Raw genomic sequence first — 11,610 nt, 5'->3', positions numbered from 1 at the left:
GTCTGAATGTCTCCCGCCAACGATCGTGTCCCCTGCCCTGGCGAAGCAACCGAATCCAAATACTAAGCAGGTATGCAGGAATCATCAGGCGAAACGTGCCGCGAACTGTAGGCCGGACCGAGGCTTTGCGAGTTCCGGCATTCACTTGCTCAGTCGTGCCGGAACTGCGCCGCTTAGGCTCCTTGATCCGGCCTACGCCGAACCGATCACGATCAGCGGAATTGTCGTGATACCGAACCACTTCTATGTACCTGCTTAAATGGTTGCGAAGACGTGGAAACACAAGGCCGCGTCAGTATTGCTCCTAATCCAAGTCGCGAAGCGATCACAGGTGCCGCTCCCGGTGGTTCATTTGTGCGCACAACCGTGTTTTGTGTCATCGCGTTGCGACTTGCTTCGCTTTGATTTCCCAAACCACGGACTCACGTCCGTGGCTTTTGGATCTCGTCACGATCGTGACTAACCATTCGCGAAATACTGGATCCAGCTATACGCAAATGGGATACCGACAGGTCATGTCCACAACGAATTGATGGCAGTCCGGTGAAAGCCTTGGTTGAACGTAGGAATCATGGTTAGCATCAAATGACCGATATACCGAAAAACTCCAGCCTAGGTGCTTAGATCGGACATCGATTTCATTACTGCGGAATATCAAAACTAGCGGAACGGCGCGAGCCGTCCGTTCCGTACGATGGAAACCCTTGTCCGTCGAAAGTGAAATCGTCATTAATCCGACGGACGAGGACGTCCATCGTGCGTTTACATCTGAAATGCTTCAGTAAATAGATTAACGCTCCCTGCAAACGAAGCTTACGGGAACGCTCGTTCGCGGAGCGAACGGCCACATTGCTTCGCCTCCGGCGAATAGATTCTCGGTCTCGGAGAGACCGAGCTACGTGAAACGAGCTACGTGAAAAGTGTCGCTGCCTTGGTAGAGCATTTCTGGTAACGACGTAGGTTCACTTCGCACCGTCGGGCCTTGGTTTGGCTGGTTGGAACCGGCCCTGCATCTAGGATTCTGCCCACTGATTCCTGCTTACCTGCCTTGAACACCGATCGAACATGTGTCCTGCGGAAGCTGTTTCCTATGGCCTCGTTACGGCGTCACTTCTGTGGTCTGCGATTGCGCGATTCCGGCGGGGAAGTTGCGGCTGACGACTTCGAGCAGCAAGTTGAATGTTTGCGGTTGATTGCTCCGGAGTATCAGTTCGTAGTCGATCGATTCACCGGGTTTGATTGAGCGGATTTCTTCGAAGTAGATCGTATTGCCACTGCGATTGATCCGGCCCAACTCAGGGCTTTGCGTCTGCACCAATCGCTCCACCGAAACACCCGGTGGTAGATCAAATGCGATCTGCACGGCGTTATCGATGAGATTGGTGTCGTTCGTCAGGCGGATCGAGTAGCTGATCAGATCGCCGACTCGCGGCGAAATCTCTTTTTGCAGAACATCCAAACGCAGTCTTCCTTGTGAGACATTTCGATCCGAGGGACTGGTCGGTGGTGTTCTTGGTACGTTAGCGGATTTTGGTGGGGTGCCCGGGCCTCCTGGGATCGCCGGCGGCGTCAACGCAGGTGGTAGCACAGGAGGTGCCGTCAGAGGTCGATCGGGTGTGTTGTTGGGGAAGATCTGGATTTGGGTTGACGCGTTTCCACGCGCCCCTTCGGCCGATTCCGCCGTGAAGATGAACTGGCTAGCCGTGCTCGTTTGTTGTGCGGCGAACTCTCCCTCGAGCACTGCGGTTTCACCGGCGGGCAGTTCAGGAATCGTCCACGTGATCATGTACGGCGTGTCGAGGTTGCGTGGGAAGTCGACTGTGGCCTGCTCGGGAACGACTTGTGGGTCGTACGACATCGTGACGCGAACGCTCTTGAGCGGGATGCTGCCGGTGTTTTCAACGCGTCCCCGAATGAAGACGCGATCACCCACGACGATCCTGTCCCGGGCGGCCGAGACGGTGACCGACATCGCCGGCGTCGGCGGTGCTGGGTTGATGACGGTGACGCAGGAGGATTGTGTTTGTTGTTGGCCAGCGGCCGCGGTGGCGGTGAAGTTGACGCAACGTAATCCGGAATCGATCGATGTGAAATTCACCGTGCTACGCCACGTCTCACCCGGCTGCAGCGGACCATCGGTCTTGTCGTTGCCGATCTCGCGACTGTTGGTGTCGGTATGAAGCATGTATTGATCGCCCAACGCGGTTAGCCGCACTTCACGGAGCGGGCGATCGCCCGTGTTTTCAACTTCGATCGAATACACAACCTGTTCACCGGTCTCGTAACGTTGCCGCTCGGGTTCCACCCGAAGCACCAGCGACGGGCGGAAGATATCAATGCGGATGTTGTCATTGGCGGCGAGTCCGCCATCCCCGCGTGCTTCGAAATCAATCGAAATGGGAGACGTTGCACTCAGTTTCAAGCCGAGGTCGAGCTGTTGCTGCGCCGGGATGGTCCCGATCTCCCAAACGACACTATTGGGGAAAACTTTGGCAAACGCGTCGGACGAAATCACTCTGACGCCCTCTGGGATCGCCGCACGGACTTCCACGCCGGTCGCGTCTTGGTCGCCGGGGTTGGCGATGTTGGCAAACACGTCGAACGGAATGTCGTACGATGCGACTTCGGGGCCACCGGTGCGTAGCGTTAGCTGGGGCGCCGACCATGTCACAAACGCTTGGCCGCGGCCGAGGGTCAAGTCGGGCATGTTGTCGCTCATGCCACCTGGGCGGATGACGCGAATGTCGACGACGGCATTGCCGGCGGTGCCGGGGATCGGAACCAGCGTTGCGGGGGCGTTGCCCGAATCATCCACGTTGACTTCGACAACGGACGAACCATCCGTGCCCGCGAAGCTGGCGAGTTCAGGATTCATTAGTTCATAGCGAACTTTCCAACCACGTGCGGGCAAAGAACCTTCTGCCCGTGTGACACGGGTGACGAGTTCCGCAGCCGCGCCGGCATTGAGTCGTTGGGGTGCGGGAAATTGCCAACGGGCGTCGACCCAGTAGATCGTCGCGTTGGCTTTTCTTTGGTCCCAGCATTCGCTTTCGGGAGCGAGTACGGTCACATGGCTGGTACCTTCGCTGGGGCTGCTCAGCGTCAACCATGTTTGGCCCTTTTCGAGTTTAACGTCGTCAGCGGGGTTAGTATTTCCGCGAGTGATCAACGCCTCTTTGGTGCTCGTCACACCACGGGCGTAAGCACCGTCTTCCTTCTTTGCTGCTGGAATATTTGTCAATCGGTGCAGCACGCCAGGTGCGTTGTCGCCGACGGCGATGATGTTTCCGACGCTGTCGCGACTGAGCATCCACTCGAGTGGCTCACCGACTTGCAAATAGCCATCCGTACCGCAGATACCCGACAACAACATCACTTCACCACCGACCGGTGCGACGACTTTCTGTGGCGTCAGGAGGATGCAGCCCCGTTTGCCGCGGGGGGGCAATCTGCAGGCTTTCGTGGCATTGATCTCCGTACCATATAGCACGGCAGGCGGACCGACGAGACAATCGCCGCCGCATCCCGGTCCCGGCACGCACGGTTCGTTGCTCGCAACTCCGCTCCCAGTGGCCGCGTTGGGGTTCACACAGGCGGGAGGATCGGCGGGATCTTGGAATGCCGGATCGGGAAAGCTGAATCCGGGGCAGCGAAGGCAGGTGCCGATTCCGCCGAGACATCCCAAGCACTGGCAAGGACTGCCCAGGGCGCCGTCGCCGTTCATGCATGGTAGGGCGAGCCCCGTGGTTGTCGGCAATGGGGCGAACAAACAGCTGCCGGTCGGGTCGATCGCGGGCAAACGCAATTGGCTGCATCCGCCGGTGGCGACAACGAGTAACAGAGCGGCAGTTGTCCAAAATAGTTGGACGGTTCTCATCGCTCGACGCGGTCGCGTGACGACGCCGGGGCGTTGTGAAAACTCACATCGCTGGTGGCGTTGATCGTCAGTGATCGCTGTTAAACTCATCGTTCCATCGGTCGAGCGTTAAAAAAAGATTTTGTCCGTAGGAACGCTAGCACGCAGACTCGGTGGAGGCGGTGAGTGCAAGGTGGAAAAGCAAAATCTCTTCAAAACCGATTCCGCGTCCGATCGGTTATGTCGGAGATGACGATCGTGCGGGTGAGCGAGTCTGCTCACGCCATTTTGGACCGCGGGTGCCCCAACGCGTCATCGACGGATGGGGCGGGATTCATCGACCGGTTGTGATTGTCGCTTGAAGGAGTTTGAATGGGTGCCGACCGATGGTTCGGTTCGCCCTTCGCAGACGCATTTCCACTTTTCAGCGAATTCAAAACGATATGACGCAAACTCCCGTTCGATTTGGCGTTCTTGGAACGGGACGCATCACCCGACGATTGGTTGCGGATCTTCAGTCAACGCCGGGGGCGAGCGTGACCGCGATTGCTTCCCGCTGCGTCGAACGTGCTCGATGGCATGCGGATAGCCATGGGATCGCGGCGGCGGTGGAGGGGTATGCGGCGTTATTGGCTCGCGACGATGTCGACGCGGTGTACATCGCCCTGCCCCCGTCGATGCACCATGAATGGACCCTGGCCGCTTGTTCGGCGAGCAAACATGTGTTGTGTGAGAAACCGGTCGCTCTGAATGCCAGCCAAGTTGCCGAGATGATCGCGGCGGCCAACGAGAGGAATTTGCGTTTTCTCGACGCCACGGCCTGGTTACACCACGAACGGACGGAACAGTTCCGCCGATGGTTGACGACGACGGGCCCAAAAGAAGATTCCGTCGTCGCGGCGGCGAAGAAAGATAATCTTTTTAGTGACGATTCTGATGGCGACGAAAATGAAATCCCGTTTCGCCTCGGCCCGCTTCGTCACCTCAGTGCGTCGGTTTCGTTCCCGAACCCGTTTCAAGACGGCGATCATCGGTTGCATGCCAACCTCGGCGGGGGCGCGTTACTGGACCTGGGTTGGTATAGCGCGGGTTTGATCCTGTTCGCCAGCGGCGTTTTGCCCAAACAGGTTTACGCCCAAGCGGTGATGCGAGAGGGAATCATCGCTCGGGTATCGGCGACAATGATGTTCGAAGACAATCTGACTGCGACGCTCTCCTGCGGATTTGATACATCGACTCGCAAGTGGTTTGAAATTGCGGGAGAGGACGCGTCGATCGTGTGCGACGACTTCACCCGTCCTTGGGCGGACAAGCCAGCGAGGAGTTGGGTTCACGAAGCGTCCGGAAAAGTTCACTCGTTTGTTCCGCCGAGTGAAGTGGACGCGAACGCGGAACCAATCGCTGCTCCGGGGAAGGCGGTGGCATTGCAACGATGCCAACAGGAGCGAGAAATGATCGGCACGCTGGTCCGATGGATCCAGGAAGGGGCGTCGGCCTATCCAGATGATCATGATGCCAAGTGTGCGCCGTGGTATGCGTTCCACGAGCAAGCTCTTCACACGCAAACCCTCCTCGATGCACTGGACGAGTCGATCCGATGTTCGGCCCCCGTGACGCTGGGGTAGTTGTTTGAACGATCGGCTCTGGGGTATTCTCACGTTTTCTTGACTCCAACACAGGCTTTGATGTTCCGATGGCAGTTGAAATCAATGCGGTCTATCAGGGTGAGCTCCATTGCGAGGCGACGCACGGCCCGAGTGGTCAGCGAATCTCGACGGACGCCCCGACTGACAACGGGGGACGTGGAGAAGCATTCTCGCCGACCGATCTGGTTGCGACCGCGCTGGGGACGTGCATTTTGACGATCCTCGGATTGGTTTCGGCACGTCACGATGTCGATTTGAACGGCACAAAAGTCCACGTGACGAAGGAAATGATCCAGTCACCTGTGCGGCGGATCGGACGTTTGGCGACCGTCGTGACGTATCCCGCAGGTGTTGATCTCGATGAGGCGATGCGGTCTCGGTTAGAATCGGCGGCCCGGCAATGCCCGGTTCACCAGAGCCTCCACCCAGAGATTGATGCTCCGATTGAGTTCCGCAATGCCTAAGAAAACGCCTAAAGTACGGAAAAAAGGGGGCGGGGTGGGGGAATATTGAGGAAAGACCCACCCGTAGGCTGGCTAGCCTCGGACTTGCCGATCATACTTTCGCATTCATTCGTTCACCCATGAGCGTCCTTGCAGCACGCTGGCGGTGACGTATTCGTTTTGTCATCTATCGAATATCGATCTTCTCGGCCCAACTGCCCACTTTTGCCCAATGAAATCTTCCGACCTCGTGATCACCGGCGTTGGAATGGTTTCGTCGATCGGAGTGGGGCGTAAGGCCTTTACAGAATCGTTGCTTGGCGGCATCAGCGGCGTGCGACGATTGTGTGACGACTCTTCCGACGAAAGCGAGCATGTGACGCGTCGCTACCGTTTCGTCGAAGGCGAACCGGCTCTCGATGAGGAAACCGCGGTTGTCGCCGGGCTTGATGAATTTGACCCGAAACAGTTTGTGAAACCTCGCAAGGCACTCAAGGTGATGTGCCGCGAGATCCAAACCGCCTACGCCGCGTCGCAGCTGGCGGTGGAAGATGCGGGCTTGCAGCCGTACCTGCCCGCCGAGTCCGTGGAAGGCATGGAGACCGATCGTCACCGGGCGAAGATCCATCAACGCAAACGCCCCTGCTATACCAAAGGTGGCAAGATCCAAAGTGACCGGATCGGAACGGTGTTTGGCAGCGAGCTGCTCTACGGTGCCCCGGAGGAATTGGCAGACGCATTCGCCGACTGCATGGCGGAGAATGGGAAGTTTGATCCGAGCCAATTTGGCAACGCGGCGATGAGGCGAATCACTCCGCTGTGGCTGTTGAAGTATCTGCCCAATATGCCGGCCTGTCACTTCAGCATCGTGCTCGGTGCTCACGGCCCCAACAATTCAATCACGGTGGGTGACACATCCGGGCAAGCTGCGTTGATCGAGGCGTGTGGATATCTCCGCCGCGAGATCGCTGATTTTATGGTGGTCAGCGCCAGCGGTTCACGATTGAACGCGACCCGTGCGTTGTTCACCGAAGACCAGCCGCTGGCCAAAGCGATGAACCCGGCATCCCATAGCAGCCGTCCGCATGCCTGTGACGCCGACGGCATCGTGCGTGGCGAGGGAGCGGGCGGGTTAATGATCGAACGAGCTGATATGGCGGCGGCACGCGGAATTCAACCGATCGCACGAGTGACGGGATATGCGTCCCGGTTCATCCCATCGGTTGCGTTTGCCACCGACCAACAGAACGCGGACCTGCGACCTGATGCGGGACGTGGCAATGTCGATTCAATTGTTGCCGCCATGAATGGTGCGATGAAGTCGGCGGGAATCACGGCGGACCAAATTGGCGCCGTTGTCGGACACGCCGTTGGTGACCCGGTTCTCGATGCTTGCGAGCGGGATGCGTTGAACCAAGTTGCCCCCAATGTTCCGTTGGTTCTTCCCGCAACCCTGCTCGGACACACCGGGGCAGCGAGTGGCATGATGGGTTTGCTGGCGGCGTGCATCGTCATGCAAACGGGAAAAATCGCACCGGTTCCTCACGCGAAATTCTGTGTGGAAAAAGCCGCGGCAGGTAAGGCTCTCAACGTGAGCGACCAAATCAGGCCGCTGGAAAAACGCGTAGTCATGGCGATCGCATACACTTCGCCGGGCAACGCCACCGCCGTGATCTTGCAAGACTAGATCGAGCGGGAGTACAGGCGATAGGTTTTATCGAGCGTTGAGCCGGACGCGTCGAGGATCGATCGCATCGCCTCGTTCGTCTCCAAAATCCAGGACATTTCACAATTCTTGGCACCATTCCGAACGCTGGCGGTGCGGCATCGATCGATCATCGTGAAGGCAATTGCCGCCCCGGTCCGGGTGTTTTGATACTCGCGAGAGATTCCCATCAACGGGACACGTACGGATCGGCAGGGGGTGCGTTTGATGCGGTAGAGCATCCGCAGCCATCCCCATGGAAACAACTTTCCGTCCAAATCTGCGGTGAGTTCATTGAGATTCGGAATCACGACAATGAAACCGACAATCTTCCCGTCAATCTCCGCGAGCACCACCGCGTCGGTACTAAAAAGGCGACGAACCAGCATCGCGAGATCATTGACTTCCCCCTGAGTCATCGGCACGTGGCCCCAGTTCTCGGACCAGGACTCGTTGAATAACTCAAGCAGCAACCCCAGTTCCGACTCCAGCTTTCGTTTATCGACGTTGCGAAGTTTGATCGATGTGTTACGGGCTGCCGAGCGCAGGATCCGCTCGATTCGTTCCGGGTAGGGCTGCGTGATATCGAGGTGGTAGGCGTAGACGTCGATCTCTTTGGTAAGCCCTGCGGCGCAAAATAACGACTGGTAGTAGGCCGGGTTATGGCTCATGAAGATGTACGGCGGTCGATGAAAGCCGTCGATGAGCAAACCTGCTTCTTCGTTGATGGAAAGGTTGAAGGGACCGACCATCCGATTCATTCCGCGTTCGGCGAGCCAACTCGCAGCAGCATCGAACAGTGCCGCAGACGTCTCCGGGCAATCATCGCATTCGAAAAAACCGAAGTGTCCCGTGCCGGCGACTTGATGACGCTGCGCTAACTCGCAGATTTGCGCCGAAATGCGGCCGACGACCCGTCCATCACGCCGGGCCAAAAACAATGCCGCCTTGGCGTGTTCGAAGTAGGGGTTTTTGCGAGGGTTCAATCGGGTGCGGACTTCCGCCAACAGCGGCGGCACCCATTGCGGGTCACCGCCATAGATCGACCACGGGACCTTCAAAAACTCTCTCAAGTCATGACGGTTTGCAACCAGATGCGTGGAGATGTCCGCCATAAAACTCGCAAGCCTTGAAGAAGTACGACTCACCATAACGCACGGCATAGAAGTACATCGCAAGAGTGTACTAGTCGATGACCCCTATGTTATCCGAATCGTTGGTAGTCGTGCAGATCCCTGCCACCAATTCAGTGTGCCCGAAGCCACGCAATTGTTCATTGTCCGTAAACGCGTGGCCGGCTTCTTGAACAACGGTGATCCGGCGAAGTGGCATCACCGATGGCCTGCGGCTAATGTTCAGGCACGTTGCCTTCGCGTATTCGTGCGGGCGTCAATATCGCGATAACGCTAGGCCCCTCGGGGCTGTCGGCAAAGTGTGCGACCGGATCGAGAGGTTTAGCCTTGGAGGTTGAGTCCACCAGTGGCGGGGACGGCTGTTTTCGCCAGCAAGTTGGCTGCCCGAGAATTGGGCGTCGATGCGCCAAGTTCTTGTGCACAAACCATCCGCCAAGTCTCAGCTTCGGTCTCGAGCACCAATCGAATTTCGTCGATCATCGTCGCGTCGCCGTTCTCTTCGGCTTGGATCAAATGTTGACACAAGAACACGTACATGTCGGCGACCGTCCGACACACTTCGACTTTGCTATCCGTAACGCCCGATAGAAGTTCGCTCAGCAATTCGAACAGTTTGAGCGAATGTTCGTTTGTGCCCCGTTTTCCAGGGGTGTCACGCCATAACCCGGCGAGATGCCGTGCCACTTCAACGCCACGTTCGATCAGCATCAGTCGCAGTTTGGCCGGTGAAGCTGTCGCGATCATTGATTCCAAGTACGTGTCGCCGCTACGTCGACCGAAACCGGCCGGAGATGGGCCGCCGAGCGAATCGATCGGTCGCGGTGGAGCGATACGACGTTCCGAGTCAGGGTAGCTATTCATGTGCGGATCGGACGAGGAATACATGGGTGATAGAAAACGGTTCGTAGGGTTAGGACGATGTGCCGGATACTCCGTGTTAAGGGTATCGTCCGGATAGGGAAGGTATCTTTGAGCCGGAATCGCTCATCGTTAAACCCAATGAATGTTTGGCAACCAAACTATGCACGTCGTTTGAAGGCGATGTCGGTAAACTCTTCGCAATCGAACTCTTTTTCCACGCACCCAATTCGTCGCACGCGAAAACTCGGCCTAATCGAATCATTTTCACTTTGATTCAAGTTCCGGCCAGGTTTCGTGGTTAAGCAGGTCCATAGAAGTGATTCGGTATAACGAAAATTCCGCTGATCGTGATCGGTNNTTCGCGGCAGTTTCGCCAGATGATTCCTGCATACCTGCTTAGACTACGGATGTCATCGATGTGGTCATTCCCGTCGCGGGATAGAGGGGGGCTAGCGGAGCCACCACCGGGTTGAGCGGTTTTGCCGGTGCGTTTGCAACCGACTGCGACGCTCGGCGGAACCCAAAGAATCCTCGCTTTTGGATTACCTCGGCGACTTCCACAGGCACATGGTCAACCCACGACGGATCGCCCGCTTGAATTTGACGCAACACTTCTCGCGAGAATGTTGATAGGTGGTCGGGGTCGAAGTCTTCGAGTTGCTCGATGCAGCCCTTGTCAACGAGGTAGCGATAGAGAGTGCGAAGTTCGGACGCGACTTCGAGATTATCCACCGTGGTCATTTCACCGGTTTCTCGGTTGAGCAACGGATAGACGTAGAGTTTCAAATCGTTCTTGAACAACCGGCCGAACGATTCCAGAATTCCGCCGTCTAGCGTCGTGTAGTACTTGTCGTCGAACAACTCGATCAAACTGGCGGCACCCATCGTGATGCCAATCTTCTTCTTCGTATGGCGTGCCAGATATGCGGCGAGTCGGTAGTACTCGAAGTAGTCCGAAATCAGCACCGTCATGCCGGCGGCTGCCAAGACGTCAACGCGTTCGAGGAAATCCCGCAGGTCGATGTCGCCGTTGGCCTTGAGGTTTCGCATCGTGATTTCGGCGAGCGTCACAACGTCGCTCGAGTCGACATCGTCTTCACATTGGAATTTTGCCTTCGCGGCTTCGAGCATGTCGACGTTGACGTTGGTCAGGGGTCGGAAGCTGCCGCGTTCGACGAGAATCGATTTCTTGTAAAGCACTTCGGAAGGTTGCAATACCTCACCGTTGGCCGAGAACATCGCCGCGTTGCTGAGTCCGAGTTGCACCAAACGCAGACTCATGACGCGATTGTCGACATGCCGGAATGCGATCCCGGAAAATTCGATCATGTCGATTTCGATGCGTCGCGTGGACAGGTTGTCGAGCAATGATTCGATCAGTTGATCGGGTTCGTGATTCAAGAAGAATGCACCGTAGAGCAGGTTCACACCGACAATCCCGAGGGCTTCCTGCTGCAACGCGTTCTCGGTGTCGAGCATCCGCACATGCAGAATGATTTGACTGTCCTGGTCACGCGGGTGGGCTTGGAAACGGATGCCCATCCAACCATGGCAATCGTTGGTGCCGTGGAAATTACGAGCCGAAACGGTGTCCGCGAACGCGAAGAATGCGGTCGTGTCGCCGCGGCTTTCCCGCAGTCGCTCGAGATTCAACGCGTGCTCGCGGTCGAGCATGTCTTGCAAACGTTGGCGGCAAACATAGCGATCGCATTGGCCGTAGATCGCATCGCTGACGGACATGTCGTACGCCGACATGCTTTTTGCGATCGTCCCGGCGGCACCGCCTACGCGGAAAAACCATCGAACGACTTCTTGGCCCGCACCGATCTCGGCGAATGATCCATATCGACGAGCGTCGAGGTTAACGGCGAGTGCTTTGCGTTCGGTGGTCGGTCGTTCTGATGTCATGTTTTTTCCCCGAGATGATGGGCGATTGGCCGCCCTCGAAATTCTCCTCAACGCACAT

General features: G+C 57.1%; 8 protein-coding genes. 4 read left to right on the top strand and 4 right to left on the bottom strand.

Going from position 1 to position 11,610, the window contains the following annotated elements; all coding sequences use genetic code 11:
* Positions 1 to 259: hypothetical protein (locus tag NB063_RS05695; protein ID WP_250927787.1), on the top strand; the 259-nt coding region annotated here is incomplete at its 5' end.
* Positions 260 to 1,099: 840 nt separating this feature from the next.
* Here NB063_RS05695 and NB063_RS05690 read toward each other — a convergent pair.
* Entirely contained in the window at positions 1,100 to 3,967 is a 2,868-nt protein-coding gene (locus NB063_RS05690) for a DUF11 domain-containing protein (RefSeq protein WP_250927786.1), read from the bottom strand.
* Between the two features lie 332 nt (positions 3,968 to 4,299).
* Between NB063_RS05690 and NB063_RS05685 the strand changes: the two genes are divergently transcribed.
* The 3 genes from NB063_RS05685 (at position 4,300) to NB063_RS05675 (ending at position 7,632) form a co-directional block, all read left to right on the top strand.
* Positions 4,300 to 5,481, top strand: coding sequence for a Gfo/Idh/MocA family protein (locus NB063_RS05685; RefSeq protein ID WP_250927785.1), 1,182 nt, complete (start codon positions 4,300 to 4,302; stop codon positions 5,479 to 5,481).
* A 68-nt stretch (positions 5,482 to 5,549) separates the two neighbouring features.
* The gene (locus NB063_RS05680; protein ID WP_250927784.1) at positions 5,550 to 5,966 is read left to right on the top strand and encodes an OsmC family protein; all 417 of its coding nucleotides are present in this window, start codon (positions 5,550 to 5,552) and stop codon (positions 5,964 to 5,966) included.
* A gap of 211 nt (positions 5,967 to 6,177) precedes the next feature.
* A complete protein-coding gene (locus NB063_RS05675; RefSeq protein WP_250927783.1) occupies positions 6,178 to 7,632 on the top strand; it encodes a beta-ketoacyl-[acyl-carrier-protein] synthase family protein in 1,455 nt (484 codons plus the stop codon).
* Here the strand turns inward: NB063_RS05675 and NB063_RS05670 are convergent.
* The 3 genes from NB063_RS05670 to NB063_RS05660 all read right to left on the bottom strand — a co-directional run bounded on the left by NB063_RS05670 (position 7,629) and on the right by NB063_RS05660 (position 11,552).
* Positions 7,629 to 8,765: a hypothetical protein gene (locus NB063_RS05670; RefSeq protein ID WP_250927782.1), complete on the bottom strand. Its 1,137-nt coding sequence runs from the start codon at positions 8,763 to 8,765 to the stop codon at positions 7,629 to 7,631. The two genes, NB063_RS05675 and NB063_RS05670, sit on opposite strands and share 4 nt — an antisense overlap.
* A gap of 339 nt (positions 8,766 to 9,104) precedes the next feature.
* Positions 9,105 to 9,668, bottom strand: coding sequence for a flagellar protein FliS (locus NB063_RS05665; RefSeq protein WP_322975069.1), 564 nt, complete (start codon positions 9,666 to 9,668; stop codon positions 9,105 to 9,107).
* Positions 9,669 to 10,040: 372 nt separating this feature from the next.
* Positions 10,041 to 11,552 (bottom strand): TonB-dependent receptor, encoded by a 1,512-nt coding sequence (locus NB063_RS05660; RefSeq protein WP_250927780.1) that lies wholly within the window; start codon positions 11,550 to 11,552, stop codon positions 10,041 to 10,043.
* Positions 11,553 to 11,610: the final 58 nt, after the last annotated feature.

The sequence above is a fragment of the Aporhodopirellula aestuarii genome (assembly GCF_023701485.1).
Taxonomy (GTDB): Bacteria; Planctomycetota; Planctomycetia; order Pirellulales; family Pirellulaceae; genus Rhodopirellula; species Rhodopirellula aestuarii.
Note: the sequence above shows the minus strand (reverse complement) of the source record. Positions and strands in the feature narration are given on the sequence as shown.